Annotated in this window: 19 protein-coding genes; 9 read left to right on the forward strand and 10 right to left on the reverse strand. The window is 41.9% G+C overall.

Annotation, left to right across the window (positions count from 1 at the left end):
• Positions 1-24: 24 nt before the first annotated feature.
• From MHI60_RS08020 to MHI60_RS08040, 5 genes are all read left to right on the forward strand, one after another.
• Positions 25-1,164 carry a glycerate kinase gene (locus tag MHI60_RS08020; RefSeq protein WP_144471655.1) on the forward strand — a complete coding sequence of 380 codons (1,140 nt, stop codon included), beginning with the start codon at positions 25-27 and terminating at the stop codon, positions 1,162-1,164.
• A gap of 92 nt (positions 1,165-1,256) precedes the next feature.
• Positions 1,257-1,595 (forward strand): zinc ribbon domain-containing protein YjdM, encoded by a 339-nt coding sequence (locus MHI60_RS08025; protein WP_034281410.1) that lies wholly within the window; start codon positions 1,257-1,259, stop codon positions 1,593-1,595.
• 323 nt (positions 1,596-1,918) lie between these two features.
• Positions 1,919-2,848, forward strand: a complete 930-nt coding sequence (locus tag MHI60_RS08030) for an ABC transporter ATP-binding protein (protein ID WP_144471657.1) — start codon at positions 1,919-1,921, stop codon at positions 2,846-2,848.
• On the forward strand, positions 2,845-3,795 hold the full coding sequence (locus MHI60_RS08035; RefSeq protein ID WP_144471659.1) for an ABC transporter permease subunit: 951 nt from the start codon (positions 2,845-2,847) through the stop codon (positions 3,793-3,795). Before MHI60_RS08030 ends, MHI60_RS08035 begins: the two co-directional genes overlap by 4 nt.
• 24 nt (positions 3,796-3,819) lie before the next feature.
• Positions 3,820-4,248 carry a DUF4064 domain-containing protein gene (locus MHI60_RS08040; protein WP_095409956.1) on the forward strand — a complete coding sequence of 143 codons (429 nt, stop codon included), beginning with the start codon at positions 3,820-3,822 and terminating at the stop codon, positions 4,246-4,248.
• A 41-nt stretch (positions 4,249-4,289) separates the two neighbouring features.
• Here the strand turns inward: MHI60_RS08040 and MHI60_RS08045 are convergent, their stop codons facing one another.
• The 7 genes from MHI60_RS08045 to MHI60_RS08075 all read right to left on the reverse strand — a co-directional run bounded on the left by MHI60_RS08045 (position 4,290) and on the right by MHI60_RS08075 (position 13,887).
• Positions 4,290-5,618 (reverse strand): citrate:proton symporter, encoded by a 1,329-nt coding sequence (locus MHI60_RS08045; RefSeq protein ID WP_095409955.1) that lies wholly within the window; start codon positions 5,616-5,618, stop codon positions 4,290-4,292.
• A 296-nt stretch (positions 5,619-5,914) separates the two neighbouring features.
• Entirely contained in the window at positions 5,915-7,981 is a 2,067-nt protein-coding gene (locus tag MHI60_RS08050) for a beta-galactosidase (RefSeq protein WP_144484126.1), read from the reverse strand.
• A 23-nt stretch (positions 7,982-8,004) separates the two neighbouring features.
• On the reverse strand, positions 8,005-9,213 hold the full coding sequence (locus MHI60_RS08055) for a glycosyl hydrolase 53 family protein (RefSeq protein ID WP_144484123.1): 1,209 nt from the start codon (positions 9,211-9,213) through the stop codon (positions 8,005-8,007).
• 11 nt (positions 9,214-9,224) lie between these two features.
• Entirely contained in the window at positions 9,225-10,067 is an 843-nt protein-coding gene (locus MHI60_RS08060) for a sugar ABC transporter permease (RefSeq protein ID WP_012011808.1), read from the reverse strand.
• Between the two features lies 1 nt (position 10,068).
• Entirely contained in the window at positions 10,069-11,307 is a 1,239-nt protein-coding gene (locus MHI60_RS08065; protein WP_144484310.1) for a sugar ABC transporter permease, read from the reverse strand.
• A gap of 146 nt (positions 11,308-11,453) precedes the next feature.
• Entirely contained in the window at positions 11,454-12,719 is a 1,266-nt protein-coding gene (locus tag MHI60_RS08070; protein WP_095409951.1) for an extracellular solute-binding protein, read from the reverse strand.
• A 172-nt stretch (positions 12,720-12,891) separates the two neighbouring features.
• Entirely contained in the window at positions 12,892-13,887 is a 996-nt protein-coding gene (locus tag MHI60_RS08075) for a LacI family DNA-binding transcriptional regulator (RefSeq protein ID WP_144484120.1), read from the reverse strand.
• A gap of 172 nt (positions 13,888-14,059) precedes the next feature.
• Between MHI60_RS08075 and MHI60_RS08080 the strand changes: the two genes are divergently transcribed.
• Entirely contained in the window at positions 14,060-14,959 is a 900-nt protein-coding gene (locus tag MHI60_RS08080; protein ID WP_024427566.1) for a LysR family transcriptional regulator, read from the forward strand.
• A gap of 14 nt (positions 14,960-14,973) precedes the next feature.
• Here MHI60_RS08080 and MHI60_RS08085 read toward each other — a convergent pair whose 3' ends face one another.
• The 3 genes from MHI60_RS08085 to MHI60_RS08095 all read right to left on the reverse strand — a co-directional run bounded on the left by MHI60_RS08085 (position 14,974) and on the right by MHI60_RS08095 (position 18,640).
• Positions 14,974-16,650: a hypothetical protein gene (locus MHI60_RS08085; RefSeq protein WP_144484117.1), complete on the reverse strand. Its 1,677-nt coding sequence runs from the start codon at positions 16,648-16,650 to the stop codon at positions 14,974-14,976.
• Between the two features lie 82 nt (positions 16,651-16,732).
• Positions 16,733-17,143 (reverse strand): hypothetical protein, encoded by a 411-nt coding sequence (locus MHI60_RS08090; protein ID WP_095409948.1) that lies wholly within the window; start codon positions 17,141-17,143, stop codon positions 16,733-16,735.
• A 12-nt stretch (positions 17,144-17,155) separates the two neighbouring features.
• Complete coding sequence (locus MHI60_RS08095; protein ID WP_144484113.1) at positions 17,156-18,640, reverse strand: DUF2974 domain-containing protein; 1,485 nt, start codon at positions 18,638-18,640, stop codon at positions 17,156-17,158.
• A gap of 120 nt (positions 18,641-18,760) precedes the next feature.
• On the opposite strand from MHI60_RS08095, the gene MHI60_RS08100 reads away from it, so the two are divergent.
• From MHI60_RS08100 to MHI60_RS08110, 3 genes are all read left to right on the forward strand, one after another.
• Positions 18,761-19,261, forward strand: a complete 501-nt coding sequence (locus MHI60_RS08100) for a DUF1433 domain-containing protein (protein WP_073208025.1) — start codon at positions 18,761-18,763, stop codon at positions 19,259-19,261.
• Positions 19,262-19,344: 83 nt separating this feature from the next.
• Positions 19,345-19,821, forward strand: a complete 477-nt coding sequence (locus MHI60_RS08105; RefSeq protein WP_144484110.1) for a DUF1433 domain-containing protein — start codon at positions 19,345-19,347, stop codon at positions 19,819-19,821.
• A 94-nt stretch (positions 19,822-19,915) separates the two neighbouring features.
• Positions 19,916-20,851 carry a nucleoside hydrolase gene (locus MHI60_RS08110; RefSeq protein ID WP_144484107.1) on the forward strand — a complete coding sequence of 312 codons (936 nt, stop codon included), beginning with the start codon at positions 19,916-19,918 and terminating at the stop codon, positions 20,849-20,851.
• Positions 20,852-20,882 lie beyond the last annotated feature (31 nt).

Raw genomic sequence — 20,882 nt, forward strand, 5'->3', positions numbered from 1 at the left:
TGACAAGAAAAGAGGGGCTTTAGGATGAAAATTGTGATTGCACCAGATTCATTTAAAGAAAGTTTGTCTGCTTATGAGACAGCATGTGCCATTGAACGAGGATTTCGTTCAATTTTGCCAAATGCAGAGTATATCAAACTGCCAATGGCAGATGGAGGAGAGGGGACCGTTCAATCGTTGGTTGATGCGACGGGCGGGCACATTGTCAATCAAGTGGTCACGGGCCCGCTTGGTGAGCCTGTGGATGCTTTTTTTGGCATGTTAGGAGATGGTCAGACTGCTGTCATAGAGATGGCTGCAGCTTCTGGTTTACACCTAGTTCCGAGAGAAAAACGTAATCCGTTATGGACCACATCAAGAGGAACTGGAGAATTAATACTTGCAGCGCTGGATAAAGGAGCGAAGCATGTGATGATTGGGCTTGGCGGAAGTGCAACAAATGATGGCGGTGTTGGGATGATGCAAGGATTAGGTGCAGCTTTCCTTGATAAAACAGGACATTCCCTGACGTCAGGGGGCGGGGCGCTTCATCAATTAGCTTCAATTGATTTATCTGGGCTCGATCCAAGACTGCAATCCGTCCGGCTGGAGGCGGCTTGTGATGTGGATAATCCTTTAACAGGTGAGAGAGGAGCGTCTGCTGTTTTCGGCCCTCAAAAGGGAGCAGATGAAGAAATGGTTCAAGTGTTAGACAAGAACCTGGCTCATTTTGCACAAGTAGCTGAAAAGCAGTTCAATGTATCCTTTGGAGATGCAGCAGGGGCAGGAGCGGCAGGAGGACTTGGTGCGAGTTTATTAGGCTTTTTACAAGCGGATTTACAAAGAGGAATCGATATTGTGCTGAAGGCTGTTCATTTTGATGACGTCATCAAGGGGGCAGATCTTGTTATTACGGGAGAAGGCCGAATTGACCGGCAGACCATTTATGGAAAAACGCCAATCGGCGTAGCCAAAGCAGCGAAGCAGTATAATTTGCCTGTGATTGGCATCGCAGGCTCTCTTGCAAAAGACAGTGCAGTCGTACACGATCATGGAATTGATGCACTGTTTAGTATTGTTCCAGGTATTACCTCTCTTTCTGAGGCGATACAAGATGCGGATCTTCATGTAGAAAGAACAGCTCGGAATATCGCGGCTGCGTTAAAAATTGGAAGAAAGAAGTAAACGATGAAAAATGTTTCCTTTTCTATCACATTCCTTTTATAGAAATGTGGTAAAATCGATATAAATGATGTAGAAAGTTGGAGGAAACAAAAATGTCTAATTTACCGAATTGTCCTTCGTGCAGCTCACCTTATACATACGAGGACGGCAGTTTGCTGATTTGTCCTGAATGTGCGCATGAATGGTCACTTGAACAAGAACAAGCGGCAGAGGAACAGCTTGTGGTAAAAGATGCGAATGGGAATCTGTTAAGTGATGGAGACACGGTCTCTGTCATTAAAGACCTAAAAGTAAAAGGTTCATCATCCGTTTTGAAAATAGGAACGAAGGTCAAAGGAATTCGTTTAGTTGAAGGCGATCATAATATTGATTGTAAAATTCCTAGCTTCGGCGCAATGAAATTAAAATCAGAGTTTGTGAAAAAGATATAATGTATGAAAGGAGGCTGTCAGTAAGAGGCCTCTTTTCTTTATTTATAGGTGAAAGGAATAATCTCAAACGAAATTCCATACATATATACCTGTTGAAAAAGGTTCATTTTTTAAAAAATCAAGCCTCTTTTCACATAAAAATCCGCAGTTTTCTTAACCCTACCTTAAAAAAGGCAGATGATTCGCTAAATTTTGGCTAATCCCCTTCACAACTTTTGGGCATTGCTGTACCATATGGAAGTGTTCTTCTATTTTTGACGGATCATGGTGTTTATCAGGAAATAGAATGATAGATGATACTTAGACAAAGAAGGAGAGGTAACGTGACGAACGTTTTAGAACTGCATAATGTATCTAGACATATTCGCGGGAAAAAGATTGTTCAAGACTTGAGCTTTTCTGTCCAAGCGGGCGAAGTCTTTGGCTTCTTAGGACCAAATGGTGCAGGGAAAACCACAACCATTCGTATGATGGTCGGTCTTTCTCCTATTACATCTGGTGACATTCTGATTAATGGTCATAGTATTCAAACCTCCTATCAGCATGCCATCCAAGATGTCGGTGCCATTATTGAAAACCCAGAAATGTATAATCATTTAACGGCAAGACAAAATCTTGTTCACTTTGCCAGAATGAATGGGAAAGTGGATGAAGCGCGAATTGATGAGCTGTTAGAGCTAGTCAGCTTACAGCATGTGAAACATAAGCGTGTGCGTACATTTTCATTAGGAATGAAACAGCGATTGGGCATTGCGCAGGCACTCATACATAGACCGAAGCTGCTAATCTTAGATGAACCGACCAATGGACTTGATCCTGAGGGGATTCGAATGATACGAGATTACTTGAGAAGGCTTGCGAAGGAAGAAGGGCTTGCTGTTATTGTTTCAAGTCACCTCATGTCAGAGATGGAATTGATGTGTGATCGCTTTGCGATTATCCAAACAGGAAAGCTGATTGCAATTGAGGATCAGCGTGCTGAAACGAAGCAGGATGATGTGGTTAATTATCGAATGAAGGTAGCGGCCGGGGAGCTTGAAGAAGCACAGAAGCTCATTGGTGCATTTGAGGAAGGCGTCACTGTAAGAGAAGAGGAGCAGTACTTGTTCTTCTCTATGCTAGAAGAAAAAATGCCAGAATTAATTCGTCATTTGAGCAGCGCGTCTATTCATTTGTACGAAATCAAAATCGAAAAACAAACCTTAGAAGATAAGTTCTTAAGCTTAACAGGTAAAAAGGAGGCAGACGTATGATTCGCCTCATTCAAAACGAGTGGATGAAGATTAGTTATCGTGTTGGTACTTGGATTATGGTTGGACTTCTTGTTTTAGGTATGGTTGCCACGTTGATCTTTGCAGTGAAAACAAATGACGGAGATCAAGCTTCAGGTGATTGGAAGACTGAGCTGCAATCGATCAATAAAGCAAAGAAGCAAGAATTGAAAGAGGATAATATAGGATTTTATAAAAGATCCCTTGAAAACGATATAGCGATCAATGAGTATCGGATCAAACATAATTTACCTCCTGCCGATCAATTCGGTAAAAATGCCTGGGCTTATGTGAAGATCAATGCTGATTTGCTTCAGCTGGTCGGTGTATTTGTGATTATCATTGCAGCGACGATTGTCTCGGCTGAATATAAGCATGGTACAATTAAATTATTACTCATTCGTCCACCATCAAGAATGAAAATTCTTTTATCTAAATACTTTACCGTTCAACTTTACTCTCTATTTCTGATCGCGGTTCTATTTATCTTGTCATTTATTCTAGGTGCGATCTTCTTTGGACTCAATCATGATTATGTGTATTTGTCCTATCAAAATGGTAAAGTCATTGAACAATCTCAGCTTGCAAATATGGTTTCATATTATTTGGCACATTGTGCTATGTTTGTTGTACTAGGAACACTTTCTTTTGCCATTTCAACGGTATTTAGAAGTGAGGCCCTTTCTATTGCAATTAGTGTGTTAGCTTATATTGTTGGAGCATCCATCACAAGCATTTTGATGTTCTTCTTTGATTGGGCGAAATACTTATTGTTTGCCAACGATCCTGTACAATATTTCGCGGACACACCTACTTTTATCGAAGGTATGTCTCTAGGATTCTCACTAACAGTTCTAGTCATCTATTGGGCTATTTTCTTAGCCATCGCCTTAATCGTCTTCCAAAAGCGTGAAGTGAAAACAGGTTAATTAAATTTTTTAGGAGGTTTACACATGATTAAACGTAAAGGTGAAAAAATTATGGGGATTATTAGCATTGTCCTCAATGCCATTGGTGTCGGGTTTGGGGCATTAATCCTTTCTGTGGGTCCATCATTTTATGATGAAATCAATGAAGTGTTAAAAGAGGAAGGAGAAACCTTGCCGATTGAAACGCTTCAAGCTTCTGTCAATGCATTTGGTACTCAGTTTATGGTCGTTTCCGCAATTGCGGCTGTGCTGTCGATTGTAGGTGTGATTTTCTTAAAAACTGATCGCCGTGCCGTGCTTTCTGGTATTCTTTTCTTGGTGTCTGCAGTGACTCTTTTAATTGGAACAATCGGTTTTGCATTCGCTCCAATGGTTCTATTGTTTATCATTGGGTTGATGTCTCTTATTAGAAAGCCGAATACAGACATTCACACAAATGAATATCCTTCATAATGAAAGAAAAGACATGCGCCCAACAGCGCATGTCTTTCTTTTTAAATGATGCCAATCAGCATCGCTACGAACAGAAGGACAATACTGAATCCCCACATCCAAAAGAAGGAGTAGCGGATGTGTTTCCCCATATCAACCCCTGCAAGACCTACAGCGAGCCAAACTGCGGGAGCAAGCGGGCTGACAAAGGTTCCGATGATGTTTCCAATCATCATGGCATATGCCGCAGAAGTGCCTGTTACGCCAACTTCAGATGTAATGGATTCAACAATTGGCAGAAGGGCGTAATAATAGGCGTCTGTACTTGTCAGCATATCAAGCGGCACTCCAAGCATCCCAACAATGATATGTAAAAATGGCAGCAAGAAGGCTGGTAAAATGTGAATACTGTCCACCGCAATGGCTTTCAGCATCCCTGTCCCTTCAAGAATTCCTAAAAACGACCCTGCAGAGAAAATGACAGCCGCCATCATCAGCGCACTAGGTGCGTGTGCCTTGATTCTTTCCATTTGCAGATTCACATTCGGAAAGTTAATCAATAGTGCCAGTGACAGGCCAATCATAAACATAAAACTTGCAGGCATCACGTTCAATACGAGAAGTACCACAACACACAAAAACAGAACAAGGTTCACCCAAATGAGATGATAACGCTTTAAAGAGGCGTCTCCAGTTTCACTAATAGATTGAATGGCACGATCCCAATCTGCGCCTTCTAGTTGAACTGCAGCTATTTCATTTGCAGCAATTTTCACCCGAATTCGCTTTTCTTCCCTTTTTCCTAAAATGAATGCCATTCCTAATACGAGCACAACGCCAATGAGCTGAATTGGAATGAGCGGCACCCAGAGTTCAGAGGGGTCTATATTCAAGACACTTGCTGCCCGTCCAGTCGGTCCTGCCCATGGAATCATATTGGTTAATCCGGCACTCGTCCCGATTAATAACAGCAGTAAATAAGGACTCATATGTAATTTTTTATAAAGTGGAAGCAGCGCAGGTACAGTTAATAAAAAGGTCGTAGCCCCTGCTCCGTCTAAGTGTGCAATAACTCCAATCAAAGCAGTTCCCATTGCAACTGTGACAACATTTCCTTTTGTCAGCTTGATTAAAGTTTTAATTACAGGTTCAAAGAACCCTGTATCTTGTAAAATGCCAAAAAATAAAATGGCGAAGATGAACATGGTCGCCACTGGCAGTACTTTGATAATCCCTTCTTCAAAGAATGATTGAATGTCATTAATCCCAAATCCTGCGATGAATGCCCCGATTAAAGGCACCATGACCATGGCAACAATTGGACTTGCTTTCCCCCAAATCAGCAATACAACAATCGTTAAAATAATCAACAATCCCACAAACGTTAACATAAGTCCCTCCCCCTACAATAAACCGTTTACATTTTCTTGCTCTTTTTATCACAATGCAGTCCCATATCTGCATTGAAAAAAAGGGTATCAAAAATATGAGTATTAGGCAACCGCTTTCATACCTATAAAATGGTGAAAAAGGATGATGAAACCAGTATTGGCGCAGGATGAAACATGTCAAAAAATTTAGATAAAATATAAAGATTCAAATTTAAATATAAAATACATGAATATATAAGGGTATTTAGACTTACTAAAATGAAAGAAGCGTCCAATGAGTAGACGCCTCGTTCAATCTATTTTTTCATAATCATGTACTCGTAAGGATCAAGCTGGAGCTCTTGAGGCACATGTTGCCCTGTCAGCATATTCTCATAGCTTGCCTCTGAATCTAGTGACATGTTCTGCTGCTCTTCTGTAAAATTCATCAAAAACACATAGTCCTGCGTACCGTCTGTTCGCTTTTGTACACTGACTCCTTCTGGAATTGCAGTCGATAGGACAGGCTTTATGCCAATACCTTCGATAAGGTCTTCGTAAAACTCATCGTAAAAAGCCTGCTCATTTTCTGAGGCCATATAGTATGCTTTCCCTTTTTCTAATGAACGGACAGTTAGAGCTGGCTGTCCTTCGTAGCAGCCATTCTCAAAGTGCCCTAACACAGAGGCTGTTTCAGGATGAATGGATTCGCAGTATTGTCCGACATGATAGGTGCGTCCATTCCCTGTGGTCATTAACACATGTTCATCTGGCATCAATGTGTTGATTTCCTCTGCCCAAATGCCAAGGACATGGCGGAGAGGACCAGGAAAACCTCCGAGGAAACAGAGATCATTTTCGTCGACCATGCCGCTCCAGTAAGTCGCGATAAAAATTCCGCCCTCTTTGACAAAGGCTTCAATTTTTTCTGCAACACCTGGTTTGATCATGTAGAGCATTGGCCCAATGAGCACACGATAGGATGAGAAATCCTTTTCCATTCCGACAATGTCAACAGGGATGCCTTTTTTCCAAAAGCTTCGATAGTGAGTTTGACAAGCTTCTACATAGCGTTTGTTTGTATTATTTAAGCCTTGCGCATCATCAATGGCCCAGTGGTTTTCCCAATCGTAAATGATGGCAACCTCTGGCTGAACGGATGTGCCCGTAATTGGGTGCAGTTGCTCCAGTTGTTTCCCTAGATCAGCCACCTCTTGAAACACACGCGTATGTTCATGACCAGAATGATCGACAACGGCACCGTGGAATTTCTCGGAGGCGCCTCGGCCTTGCCGCCACTGGAAATAAAGCACGGAGTCTGATCCGTGGGCAATTGCCTGCATGGCAGAAAGGTGTGCCATGCCTTTATGTTTGACCTTGTTCACTTCATGCCAGTTCACAAGGCTCGGCGTACTCTCCATGACGAGAAACGGCTGTCCGTCCTTTAATGAACGATACAAATCATGTACAAAGGCGACATTTGATGCTAATTCGGACGTTGTTTCTCTGCCGCTATGCCAAGCAGGATAACTATCCCATGAGATCACATCGACCTCTTTTGCAAATTGATGATAATCCAGACCAAGGAATGGACGCATATGCGGATAGTCGCCCATAAAGTTCGTGGTTACTGGGATATGAGGTGTCAATTCCCGCAGCGGCTCAATTTCATTTTTGTAAAAATTGATTGTTTGTGCTGTGACAAAGCGCTTCCAATCCAGGTTCATGCCGTGAATCATGTGCTCTCCGTGCGGTGCAGGTGACTCGATTTGTGACCAATCACTATACGTGTGGCTCCAAAATCCAGTCCACCAGGCTTGATTCAAAGCCTCAAGGTCATGATTGTATTTGTCTTTCAAATAGTCTCGAAATGCTTCCTGGCAAAGATCGCAATGACATTCGCCGCCGTACTCATTCGAAATGTGCCACATGATTAGTGCTGGATGATCCTTGTAGCGTTCCGCCAGCAGCCGGTTGAGTGTATTCGTTTTTTCTCGATAAACCGGAGAGGTGAAGCAATGATTATGGCGCAGTCCATGTAAGTTACGCTGACGATTCGCTTCGACGCGCAATACTTCTGGATATGTTTGTGACAGCCAAGCAGGTCTTGCTCCGCTTGGCGTTGCGAGAATGGCGTGAGCCCCCTGCGCTGCCAAGCGGTCCATGATGTCATCCAGCCATGCAAAGTCATACTGACCTTCTGCTGGCTCTAGCTTACTCCATGCGAAAATGTTAATGGAGAATGTTTGACAGTGTGCAAGCTTCATTAATCGAAAATCTTCTTCAATGATCTCTGGCATATGGAGCCATTGATCTGGATTGTAATCGCCACCATGCAAAAAGCCTTTCACATTTGGGTGAACGAGTGGGTAACGCTTTCCCATTTTGTCACGTCCTATCCTTTTAGTTACGGTGTCATTTGTTTAAATACATCAAGAGAAGGCAGTGCTTTTCCGTTGAAATCAAACATCGCTTGATTTTCCCACGCATTTCCGACAGTACCGGTTGTTTGGATATAAGCCAGCCCGTATTGACTAGACCACGGAGCACCTTTCGCTGGAATCCAAAGCGGCTCCCAATAAAAGAACCCTTTTCCGCGCTTGTTGTTTACTTGTGAAATCTTTTCGGATAGATCTCGTATAAAAGATGCCTGGCCTTGAGGTGAGGCGGGATAGCCGGCTGTATTGACAGAGTCTTGATTAAATGAGTTATCTAGGTTGTCACCGTTAGCTGTCGTAAAGCCGTAAGCGGTTTCCACCACGATCACGTCTTTGTTATAGCGGGCACTAATATCATTCATATTGGACGTAAGACCGCTAAATCCGCCGTCCCAATACGGGTAATAAGATAAACCGATCGTATCGAAGGAGACGCCTCGTTTTGTGATTTCATCAAACCACCAGCGGGATGCACCATTGTCTCCGCCATGTGCAAGGTGAAGCATGATTTTAATGTTTGAATCGACTGAGCGGACGGCATTTGTGCCAGCCTTTAGCAAAGCAGCGAGCCGATCAAATTCACCACCGCCTTCACCCCAGCTTTTTCCGTTTGGCCACAGCATACCTGAGTTCAACTCATTCCCGACCTGAACCATATTCGGCAAGGCATTTTGCGCTCTCATCGCTTTGAGCACATCGCCTGTGTAAGTGCCGACCGCTTTTTCTAAATCGCTTTGTGAGAGGGATGCCCACGCTTTCGGTTTGAATTGTTTACCGGGGTCAGTCCAGAAATCACTGTAGTGAAAATCAAGCAGCACTTTCATGTTTTGTGCTTTTGCGCGTTTTGATAAAGCGATGGCTGTATTGAGATCATTTGTGCCGCCGTTATAGGCACGGCCTTGATTGTCATATGGATGGTTCCACAGTCTGATACGCACATAGTTGACGCCTTTATCCTTTAATAGCTTAAGCGGATCAACCTGCTGTCCATTCTGGTTGTAGTATTTGCCGCCGCTTCTCTCCACTTCTGCAAGCATGGAGATATCAGCCCCTTTGATGAAATCACCTTGCAGGCCATTGATCGGTTTCACAGAAATCGTTTCGGCCCTTGCTTCAGGCAGAATACCTAATCCCATCAGAAAGAAAACGACAACAGTGACAAGCAACCATTTCTTCATCAAATCTCCCCTTATCCTTTTGTCCCGCCTTGTGTAAGGCCGGATACAAATTGTTTTTGTAAAACAAGAAACAATAAAGCGACTGGAATCGCAATGAGTAAAGCCCCGGCTGCAAAGGTCGTGTAGCTGGCACCCATTTTGTCTGACACAAGATTGTACAGACCGATTGGGAGTGTATACATTTCGGGTGAGCGGACAATGACACTGGAAATGATGAAATCACCCAGTGGACCTGTAAATGAGTTGATTGCGACAACAGCTAAGATGGGCTTAGCGAGCGGCATAATAATTTGGATGAAAATCCGAAAATGCCCTGCGCCGTCCATTCTGGCTGATTCATCGAGATCCTTTGGAATCGCATCAAGATAGCCTTTCATTAAATACGTATTCATCGGAATTTGTCCACCTGCATAAATCAAAATTAGGGCAAGGTGGCTGTTAATGAGTCCAAGCATTTGAGCAAGAACAAAAATCGCTATCAGCGCTGAAAATTGAGGAATCATTTGCAGCAGCAAAAAGAGCATCAGCCCATTTTTCCGTCCTTTGAAGCGGAATCTGGAAAACGCATAGCCTGTAAAACTGACAAGAATCAGCGTTAATAGCATGGTGGCAATACTGATCTTCATTGAGTTCCAATACCATTTTGCATAAAGTGCCCCCTGACCGAAGAACAGCTCGGTAAAGTGGCTGAACGTTGGATTTTTCGGAAACATGCTTGTACTCATGAGGCTGTTCCCAGGATTAAAAGAAGCACCAATCGTCCAAAGCAGTGGATATAGAATACAAATGGAGGCAATGAAAAGGATAAAATAAGTGATGCTCAGGCGAATGAGCTTGTTTTGTTTTGATCCCATATCACATCATGTCCTCCTCTTTGAATGAATTCGTTCTCTTAAACTGCCAGAGTGCAATGGCGATGACAAAGATTGAAAGTAAGATCGTGACAGCGGCAGCGAGTGCATATTGAGAAGACTGCATCGTGAGTTTGTAAATCCAAGAAACCAAGATGTCCGTTCCCCCAGCAGTTGAGCCAGCCACAGGCGGTCCTCCGCCATTAAATAAGTAGATGATATTAAAGTTGTTAAAGTTAAACGTATATTGTGTGATTAATATAGGCGCAATGGAATAAAGGACAAGCGGTAACGTGATGGACCGGAATTTCTGAAAGAAGTTGGCCCCATCAATGGTCGCAGCTTCGTATAGATCCTCTGGAATCGCCTGCAAAACACCAGTTGTCATAATGAAAACAAAAGGAAATCCAAGCCAAGTCTGCATCGCAATGAGGGCAATTTTGCTCCAAAATGGATCTGTCAGCCATGGTTTTGGATCAATTCCAATCGATGCAAAAAGTGTGTTGTTAATGGCTCCAAATGTATCGTTGAACAGTCCGGCAAACACCAAAATGGTCACAAAACCCGGAACAGCCCAAGGAAGAATCAAAATCGTTCTAAAAAACCTTTTTCCTTTTAAATCCTTCTGATTAAGCAGAACCGCTAGAAAGATGCCGAGGGCACATTGAAGGGTGGACGCAGCCAATGTCCATACGACGGTCCAGCCAAGTACATCAATGAAGGTGTCTCTCCAAATATCAATTGAAAAGATATTTTGAAAGTTCTTGATCCCTACCCAATCGATCAGATTGGCAGGAGGCGAGTGGTATAAATCGTAGTTCGTAAAGGCAAGCGCAAAGCTGAACATAATAGGAAAGACAACAGAAAAAAGAAGTAAAAAGAAAGCAGGAGTGCTCATTAAGTAAGGAAAGCCTTGGTCGATAAGCTGATGATATTGAGCTCGGATGGAATGAAGCGGAACCCCTTGATCACGTTTCTTTCCGTTCATAAAAGCATCACGCATCATGAGTACGTAAAAACCGATACCAAAACCAGCTGTTAACAGGGCAATTATCCCTTTTGCCAAAAGGAAAACAGAATTGTCACGAGGCAGCATCGTACCAAGGGTGAACAGCCCCCAAAAGCCAATATTGAATAAATCATAAAATACGATGAAAAAAGAGACGCCGAACAGGAAAAAAAGTGCCCCTTTGCCGTACTGCTTGTTGTATATCTGCCCCATCCCGGGTATTAAGGAGAACATTAGCGCCCGTCTCCGGTGTGTCTTTGATTCCACTATGTGTGTGCGGTCTAGTTCAAGGTTACCCGTCACGTCTAACACCTACTTCATATGAAATTAGATCAAATACGGGCAGCTTGATAGACGTAAAGGCTACCCGTGTTTGATGATTATTTAGAGTGATTTGCTTTAATTTGAGAGTCGATTTGATTGACGGCATCATCAAATGCCTTTTTCACATCTGTCCGGCCGGTTGCAATGAGACCTAATGCGCTGTCAATCGGCTTCCACACCTCTGCCATTTCTGGGTTGTTCGGTGTCAGTGTGGCATATTTCGTTTGTTTTGAAATAGCATCTGCATTGGCGTTTTTAGTAATGATTGGATCTTTCATCAGCTTTTTCACTGGTGGAATTTCCTCTGTCACTTCGAATCGCTTCTTCGAATTTTTTTCATTCGTGATAAACTCAACAAATTTCTCAGCAAGTTCTTTATTTTTAGAATAAGAGGAGACGTTGTAGCTCTTTACACCTAAGAATGAGCTCATATGCTTTCCGTTCGGGAGTGTTGGCAGCTCTGTTACGCCATAGTCAATTCCAGCTTCTTTATATGGACCAAATGACCATGGACCAGAAATGACAGCTGCCGCCTTTTTCTCTGTGAATAAGGAGTTGAGGACATTGATTCCTTGTTCACCAATGATGCCTTTTGGGAAAAGTCCTTCGCTAAAGAATTTTTGAATGTATGCTCCGCCTTCGATGGCGCCATCGTTGTTCAGACCAATGTCATTGACATCATAAGAGCCGTCGCTTTTCTGTTTGAAAATATAGCCCCCTGATCCACCTAACACACTTTGTGCATAGTAAATTTCATCCCATTTCGCAACAAAACCGTATTTCCCGTCTTTTGTCAGCTTTTTCGAAAGGTCATACCAGCCATCAAGTGTAGTTGGTGCCTTTTTGACAAGGTCTTTGTTATAGAAAAGCACTGTCGTTTCAACAGATTTCGGAAGGCCATACAGCTTGCCGTCTACCGTTTGTGATTGAATGGATTCGTCTGTGAAGGAATTGATCACTTTTTGATCAGGTTTGATTTCCTGTAATAGTCCTTCAGTGACGGCTGATCCAATTTGATCGTGAGGCATCGTGATGACGTCTGGGCCTGTCCCAGCTGCTCCATCAAGGCGGAGAGCTTCGATTTGGTCGGCATACGCTTTTTCGACCACTTTGATTTTCACATCGTTTTGTTTTTCGAATTCTTTTACAGCGTCTTGAATCCCATCAGACTTTTTAACATCCTCCCATACTAGCAAGGTCTTTGTACCTGTAGATGCTGGCTGAGTCCCGCTTGAATTGTCATCTCCTGGCCCGCATGCTGAAAGCAGAAGCACAGCAGTACCGACAACTGCTGATAATGTCGCCCATTTTCCCTTTTTCATTGGTAATCCCCTCTCGTTCTTTTTTCACAGATGATAAGAAAACGCTTTCTTAATGTGAGAATATCAACTTAAGTAAAAAAAGTAAACATATTTTATTAAATTTATTAAGTAAAATTTTTTACTCGTATAGAGAGAAAAGAAGCCCTCCACATTAGGAGGGGCTTCCAGTTGATTATATGGTGCTTTTCCGAAAGACAGGTTCGGAGGCAATTAGCACAGTTTTAGGTAGTGTTCTGCCGTCCACAAGTCTTTCTAAAAGTAAATCGATCGCTGTCTCACAAAGTAATGACGTATGGATATGATACGTGGTGAGCGGCGGTGACACATATTGAGACACATGAATATCGTTGATACTAAAGACGCTGACGCGGTTCGGCAGAGAAAATCCTCGCTCATTTAATGCTTGTAAGCAGCCGATGGCAAGAGGATCACTAGCGACACAAAAAGCGGTGGGCAGATCATCACCAAGCTCGTCAATCGCCTTCATCATCAGCGAATAGCCTTCATCTACTGAGAAATGGTGGCCGATATAGACCAATCGCTCATCAAGCACATTGCGGGTCATCATGTATTCACGGAAAGTCGTTTCACGAATATCTGGAATATGCACATTCGTATTCAGATCAAGGTCTGTGCCGCCAATGAATCCAATAGATGTGTGCTCTTTTTCGATAAAAGAATCGATGATCTTTTCAACAATTCGTTTCAGGTTCGGCTTTACAGAATCAAAACGGTCTTCATCTGGCGTCGTATCAATAAAGACAATGTGCGGAGTGATTGCATGTAATTGGTCAAGCTCTGACGTTTTAAATCGGCCGATGGCGATGATTCCTTCTGTAGTAGGATCAATGGATTGAAGTCCATCAGACGGATTGTAAGCGGTAACATTTAGACTCCGAGTATTGGTGAGTTCCTCAATGCCGAGTCGAATGGATTTAAAATAAATATCTTCAAGCTCTTCCTTCTCGGTCATCCAATAGAGAAAGGCGATTTTTTTTAATGAATGCTTGAATGTCTTCTTTTGATAGGACAAAGCTTCTGCGGCGGCATATACTTTTTCGCGTGTTTGATCGGTGACAGATAGGTTGGGATCTTGGTTTAGTACGCGTGATACCGTTGCAATGGATAAGCCTGCTTTTTCTGCAATGTCCTTTATTTTAGCTGCCAAATCAGCACCTCCTATAGAAAATATCTCCTCTTAGTATAGAGTCTTTAAAAAAATTAGTAAATATTTTTATTAAATTGTTTTCGTTTAGGCGGTTCTTTACGTGCTGGAAAGGAATTAGTAAGATATATATAGGTAAGGTGTTGGATTAAGATTTCTGATAGGAGAGGGACCGATGTATTACGATGCACTGAAGACATTTGTGACAGTGGTGGAGGAGAAGAACTTTACAAAAGCAGCCCAAAAACTGCGGATTTCTCAGCCGAGTGTCAGTCTTCATATTAAGAACTTGGAGCAGGAATTCCAGACCGTTCTGCTGAATCGTTCGCCAAAGCAATTAACCGTTACACCAACTGGGGATATGCTGTACCATCGATCAAAACAAATCATTCGTCTCTATGAACAGGCGAAGCAGGACATTTATGAGCATCATCATTTGGCAAGAGGAAAGCTGACCATCGGGGCGAGTTTCACAATTGGTGAGTATGTGCTGCCGCAAATATTGGCGGAATTTCATCAGCTCTATCCGCATGTTGATATTGAGGTGGTCATTGATAATACAGAGGCGATCGCTAGACATGTCCGTTTATTCCATGTTGACATTGGTTTGATCGAAGGACAGACCAATGACAAAGAGCTTTCTGTAGAAACTTTTCTAGAGGACGAGCTTTATATTGTGGCGCCATTAGATCATCCTTTTGCCAAGAGAAAAGATGTCACCATTGATCAATTACAAAACGAAACATGGATCACGAGAGAAGAGGGATCAGGGACAGGAGAATATTTACAGCATGTCCTGAAATCAAATGGACTGAAAGCACGAACCTTTGTGACCTTTAGCAGCAATCAAGCGATTAAAGAAGCTGTGATCCATGGAATGGGTCTTTCTGTTTTATCTAAATATGTCCTCCAGCGAGGCAGCATTGGCGGTGAATTAGCTGTTATTTCTGTCAGAGGCATGGATTTCAAACGAAAGTTCTCCTATGTCGAGTCACCGATGACCGGGGGAAATAAAAATAAGGAATTGCTCGTTGAATTGTTAAGGAAAGAGAAAAAGGACGCTTCTCCTCAGTAGGAGAAACGTCTTTTTTATAACCCTTTAATTTTGATTTCATCAACTGGAAGGAAAATCTCACCTGTATCTGTATATTTCATGGTGACCTGATCGCCTTCTTTTAAATAAATGACGAGAGGTTCCTTTTCAGATGACATGGTGTAGCTTTTTCCATCGTCTAGCAGGAAGGTGACGGTTGTATAATCACCGGTCTTTTCTTTGTAGACTCGTTTGACCTTCCCTGCCGCTTCTTTCTTTTCCTGCTTAGAGGAACTGTTAACGGTACCGCCGCCCTTTTGAAGAGCTGTCTTATAGGCTCTCAGTGCTTCGTTTGGTGTAGAAGCATACGCAGCGATTTCTGGATTGGCTGCAGAAACGATAAAGTAGTTTTGCAGGAATCCATTTGAATCGAGAACAGGTGTGAGCCAGCTGGCTTCTCCATAGAAATTATAGAGAATCGGCATGCGCCCTTTCCATTTTTTCTCGATGAATCGTTTCTCAATAATTTGCAGAGCGCCCTGAGAATCCATGTAGGATTCTTCAAGATTTCCGGTATAATAAGTCGCTTTTCCTGTCCGGGCATTTGTCAGGGCATATCCGAGCATGGAATCAACGCCCTCTTTCGGACTTGTGAAATCTGTGAAGTAATACATATCTCCTTTTGAATCAAACACTGGGCTTACATTGGCTTCTGTTCCTTCATCGGAAGGCAGCTTGACATCTGACTTTCCAAACATACTGTTCCAGAACCCGTGAATATAGTTTCCGAAATAGCTGTTCTGCAGACTGACCGCCTCTGGTGAAACAGCACCGTCGATAAAGGCAGGTACTTGATCTAGGGCATATTTCTTCGTCGCACCCGTTTTGGCATCAACAACGACCACACCGGAAGCTTTAAAGCCGTTTCGGGCAGAGATGAAATCGCCATACGTTTGAATGTAATAAGGCTTGCCATCATCATTGATTTCCAGCTGTGTACCGCCGTAGAAAATCAAATCTGGGTACTGGAGACGGATATGCCGCTCAATTTCTTTGTTGAAATAGGAGGAAGGCGTATAGACCATCTCTGTTTTCACGAATTTTGGATTAGCAGATGAGTCGGTCGCACTTAATGTAAAATAACCCGGCGTGCTGCCTGCACGAATCCATTTAAAGAAGTCCGAGAACTCCACTGGAGCGATGTATACATACTCACCGTTGACCTTCTGAATTTGCAAGCTGCCAAGCTCATAGTAGCTTGTGTTTGGAACCTGTCCAAACGATTTCTTCATTTTGTTCCGAGCAAATTGAGGCGGTACACTCGCAGGTGTTTCTGTCTCATCAAACGCTTTGATTTCTACTTTTTGATCCATTTTCGAGACATCAAATTTCTCATTCGCATTGAATAGGAAAGCTGTCGCCATGTAAACACCGAGCAGCAATAGAATAAGAAACAGCACACCTTTGATCTTACGCTCCAATCCTACTGACAAAAAGGCGCCTGCTGCTGTCACAACAAGACCAATCAGCCATAGAGATGAAGGGTTACGATCTAAATTGGTGATGTAATAGAATACAAAAATACCGATTATGAACAGCAAAGCAAGGCCTGCAATCCACATGAGCGGCACCTGCTGTTCTGTCCCTTTCTTTCTAACGATCAACCTGAGCGGTGTGAGCAAAAGGGTCAAGACAAGACCGATCACTACCGAAAATAACAAAATATATCCCACAAACAGATCTCCTTTCAAATCAATCACTCTTTTAGTATATACGAGTGAGGAGGGGAAAAGATTCATTGGATGGAAGGTTCATCTAAATGCCAATCGAGTTGATGGCACATTGAACATCTTCTTTCAGTTCGTAAAACTTGAGTCTTTGTTCAATTTTTTCTATTAAGGCGTCTATGGCTTCACCTGACATATGCGTATGGATGCGCTGTTGTTGTTTATACACTTTGACCAGAAGGTCGTCAATTAGATCTAAAATTTTTTCCGCTTCTTGGCGATCTTCTGCAAATTCATTTTGAAGCTGATGCCGGATGGCTCTGATAAGTGCTGTTTTCTGTTCTTCTTTGATCTTTGCTTTCAAAGCTGCCAGCTCTGCTGGTGTCATGTCTTCCGTGTCAAAGTTTGCTTTTGAGAAGATGGAGCTTGATGTATGCGTATCTGTCATTCTTTGCAAAAAACGATCTGCATCTGTTGGTTGTTTCTTTGAAAATTCCATTTATCGTACTCCTTAAGAAATACCCATGTTCTTTGCCAGGGTCGTATCTGCATCGTGGTATTGTTTTCCTAGCTCGCTCATATCATCTGATATTGAGTCCAGCCATCTTTTTAAATTCATAGCGTTATCAATCGCTTTATCATACTTTTTGACCGAATAGAACTCATTCTCAAGACCCTCTGTTTTTAAGTGGCGAATCACAGCATCCACATCTGAAGCCGTCAGCTGATCATAAGAACCAAAGCCAACAATTTGTTTATACCTTGAGCGTACCCGTTCTACAGATTGATCCACTTTGTCATCGAGTTTCTCAATTTTACGAATGATTTGCTGCATATGGTGATCGGCATATGTCGAGAATTTACGCCCTGTGTTCATGAGAACGTGGGACTTAATTAAAATCGCCACCACACTATGAGGATCAACATTTGATTGACTCAACTGATGTAACATGGCTGTGGTAAGTGAAGGATTTTTTCTCAACATATCATCAATGGTTTGAACGGAGCCGTCTGGCGAAAAGGTATAACGATCTAATCCATGGCTGCCAGCGATTGCTTCAAGGAATAAATTCGCATCCAGTGAAGGATTTACACTCATTGCCCGATTGAGGAGGTCTTTCATGAATTGGACGGCTTTTGAGGAGTCCTCGGAGTAATCGACGCCTTCGGGGAGAGCGGCATCATACATCACTTTCACTCGACCGATTTCTGTCGTATGCCGATTTAAAAGAGAAAGCCCGTCATTGAGATTAATATATTCTGTTAATCTACTGCGGTAATCGCCTTTTAATGCTTTAGCCTGTAGACCATCCGATAGATTTGGGTAAATATTTGGATTCTCAAAGGTGACCCCGCCTTGAATAAAGTCGTTTTTGACAAGAACATAGGAAGCATTTGACCCGCCGAGTGAATGACCTGTCACATACATTTTGGCATTCGGCATTTTCTTATGTATTTCTTTCGCATATCGATCCGCTTGAACCATTTGATTCTCTGCACCATGCTCAAATGGAATATTTTTAATCAGATACTTTGTGTCCGAAACCATCCAATCTTGAACAATTTCATTTGTATAGGTGGTTGTGCCTGTAGTCAACTTAGTCGTCACTTCCTGTGAACCCTTCGATCGACTAAAAGGAGGCAGCTTCGTCAAAATGGTAGAAAGAAGATCATCTGACTCTTTTTTTCCATGTTTTTTAATGGTATCTTTATATTGGCCTGCACCAATCGGTTCAGAACCACGGTAAGCGATGACTGCGTTTTTGATTTTGGTGAGGTCTTTTCCTTTGTTTGAAATACGATAATCTTCTCTTGAGACAAGGGTTAGTGCATTAAGGCCGTTTCTAGTTTCTTTGTAGTCAATTACGTGCATGATTTTTCCGTCGTTTAATTTAATTATTTTGGATGTGTTATAATTTTCTATTTTATAGGATTCTTCTGATATTAAGATATAGTCTTGATCGTTAAGTTGAAATTCGGATGTTTTTTTAGACAAAAATGTCACTCCTGTAATATTTATCTTAATAATTATATTATAGATTTTGATAAATTTCTATTGTAAGTGTGAGGAGATTAAGCCCATGATTAAAAATTTAAAAGGTGGCTATTGTTACTAATGAAGAATACAGTAAAGTTTTTAATTGTTTTGGCTATCATAATAATTATTTCAATATCTGCATTAATTTCTCAAAATAAAAAACTAAGTAAGCCAAATGATTCAGGAGGAAAGAATACAGTGCAAGAAAAAGAGAAAAGTGAACAACAAAAGGCAGAAGAATTTGCAAAAAAAATGAGACCGAAAATCGAAAAAGATCTACATGAAATGGATATACATCATTTTATAAAGGATATCACTTTTGAAAATGAAGTGACCATTAGTCCGATGGGTTTTATTGTAGTTAGAGGATATGTGAATGATGAGCCAGAAAAATTCAATTTCTCCGCTTCATTAAAGTATAGAACAAAAGAAATCGGTTCGATGAGTTATTCAGCAGAACTAGGAGATCGTTTTGAGAACTGGGATGATTTTGATCCTCAAGTGAAAGAAGACTATCTGAATAGTTTATCTAAAAAAGAACGCGAACAATATCTGAAAGACATTGGAGAAAAAGAGTAGAACAGGTACTAGCCTACCTGTTTTTATTTTGTCAAATTCATTGGTAGACTGATTTAAAGTATATTAAGGAGTTTTTGCTTTTCATGAGAAATACATTGAAATTTTCTATCATAATTGTGGTCGCCGTCATCTTCGTAACTGTGTTTGTTGTAGAGTACATTCATCAGAGTTTTTCAGATGAAGTAGTGCAAGAGAAAAGTGATCAAGAAAAGGTAGAAAAATTCGCAGAAAAGATGAAACCAAAAATTGAAGAACGTTTACATGAAGAAGATATTCACAATTTTATCAGAACCATCACATTTAAAAAAAATGTATCTATAAGCCCTATGGGTTATGTCACAGTTGATGGATATATAAATAATGAGCCTGATAAATACCATTTTTCTGCATCATTAATATACAAATCTAATGAAATAGGTTCGATGAGTCATTCCCCTGATTTATCAGATCGCTTTGAGAACTGGGATGACTTTGATCCTCAAGTAAAAGAAGATTTTCTAAATAGTCTTTCAGAAAAAGAACGGGAACAGTATCTGAAAGACATTGGAGAAAAAGAGTAATAAGATCAACCTTCTAATATTACCCAAATAGTTGAAACAGGCATATGCTATCATTCACCTAACAACACTTACAAACAAGGGAGAGATTTCACCCATGGCAAATACAAAGAAATTGATCTTAGATGTAGATACTGGAATCGATGATGCGATTGGGATTTTGCTGGCAGTGAAAAGTAAGCAGTTTGATATTTTGGGGATTACTACTGTGTGTGGGAATGTGTCTGTCGATGCGGCTACATTGAATACGTGTAAAGTGCTTGAGCTGGTTGAGGCAGATAACATTCCTGTCATCAAAGGTTCAGCAACCCCTCTTTTAAGAGCACCTCATTATGAACATCGGGTGCACGGAGAGGATGGAATTGGCGGTGCTTTAAAGGATGTCCGGCTAAAGAAAACAGCAGATGCTGGTTTTGCGCCTGATTTTATCATTGAACAAGTGCTGCAGTATTCGAAGCAGGTCACGCTTGTGTTGACAGGACCTTTAACGAATTTAGCCCTTGCGGTGAAAAAATGCCCTGAGCTGATTCATCATGTGAAAGAAGTCATTTTTATGGGTGGTGTCGTGAAGGGGCAGGGGAACGTCACACCAGTTGCGGAATTCAATACATATGCGGACCCAGAAGCAGCGAAATTGGTGCTGGATGCTGGGTTCCCTTCATTGACTCAAGTGGGGTTAGATGTCACGAGACAGGTCTTGTTAACGGATGAGAGAATCGATGCCATTCAAAATGAAACGTTGGCAGCTTACATCAGAGAGAGTACAAGCATTTACCGCCAGCGCTATTTTGAGCGCAATGGTGTGTGGGCGTGTGCCATGCATGATCCGCTTGCTGTAAGTCTTGCCATTAACAAGGAGCTTGTAAGCACACAGGCTTTTCATGTAGAAGTGGAGACGAAGAGTGAGTTTTGTGACGGTCAAATGATCTGTGATTTTCAGCACCAGTGGGAGAAAGAGCGTAATGTCCAAGTGTGTACCGATGTAGATGCTGAAGCTTTTTTTGATTTATTGATCAAAACGATGAATTCATAAAAAAGAAGTCTGTGCAAACAGGCTTCTTTTT

This window comes from Bacillus sp. FSL K6-3200, from assembly GCF_038630485.1.
GTDB classification, from domain to species: domain Bacteria; phylum Bacillota; class Bacilli; order Bacillales; family Bacillaceae; genus Bacillus; species Bacillus safensis.

Bases quoted from the DNA above. Each gene is read 5' to 3' on its own strand.
- MHI60_RS08020 (WP_144471655.1), top strand. From the start codon at position 25: ATGAAAATTGTGATTGCACCAGATTCATTTAAAGAAAGTTTGTCTGCT.
- MHI60_RS08025 (WP_034281410.1), top strand. From the start codon at position 1,257: ATGTCTAATTTACCGAATTGTCCTTCGTGCAGCTCACCTTATACATAC.
- MHI60_RS08035 (WP_144471659.1), top strand. From the start codon at position 2,845: ATGATTCGCCTCATTCAAAACGAGTGGATGAAGATTAGTTATCGTGTT.
- MHI60_RS08040 (WP_095409956.1), top strand. From the start codon at position 3,820: ATGATTAAACGTAAAGGTGAAAAAATTATGGGGATTATTAGCATTGTC.
- MHI60_RS08045 (WP_095409955.1), bottom strand. From the start codon at position 5,618: ATGTTAACGTTTGTGGGATTGTTGATTATTTTAACGATTGTTGTATTG.
- MHI60_RS08050 (WP_144484126.1), bottom strand. From the start codon at position 7,981: ATGGGAAAGCGTTACCCACTCGTTCACCCAAATGTGAAAGGCTTTTTG.
- MHI60_RS08055 (WP_144484123.1), bottom strand. From the start codon at position 9,213: ATGAAGAAATGGTTGCTTGTCACTGTTGTCGTTTTCTTTCTGATGGGA.
- MHI60_RS08060 (WP_012011808.1), bottom strand. From the start codon at position 10,067: ATGGGATCAAAACAAAACAAGCTCATTCGCCTGAGCATCACTTATTTT.
- MHI60_RS08065 (WP_144484310.1), bottom strand. From the start codon at position 11,307: ATGTTCTCCTTAATACCCGGGATGGGGCAGATATACAACAAGCAGTAC.
- MHI60_RS08070 (WP_095409951.1), bottom strand. From the start codon at position 12,719: ATGAAAAAGGGAAAATGGGCGACATTATCAGCAGTTGTCGGTACTGCT.
- MHI60_RS08080 (WP_024427566.1), top strand. From the start codon at position 14,060: ATGTATTACGATGCACTGAAGACATTTGTGACAGTGGTGGAGGAGAAG.
- MHI60_RS08090 (WP_095409948.1), bottom strand. From the start codon at position 17,143: ATGGAATTTTCAAAGAAACAACCAACAGATGCAGATCGTTTTTTGCAA.
- MHI60_RS08100 (WP_073208025.1), top strand. From the start codon at position 18,761: ATGAAGAATACAGTAAAGTTTTTAATTGTTTTGGCTATCATAATAATT.
- MHI60_RS08105 (WP_144484110.1), top strand. From the start codon at position 19,345: ATGAGAAATACATTGAAATTTTCTATCATAATTGTGGTCGCCGTCATC.
- MHI60_RS08110 (WP_144484107.1), top strand. From the start codon at position 19,916: ATGGCAAATACAAAGAAATTGATCTTAGATGTAGATACTGGAATCGAT.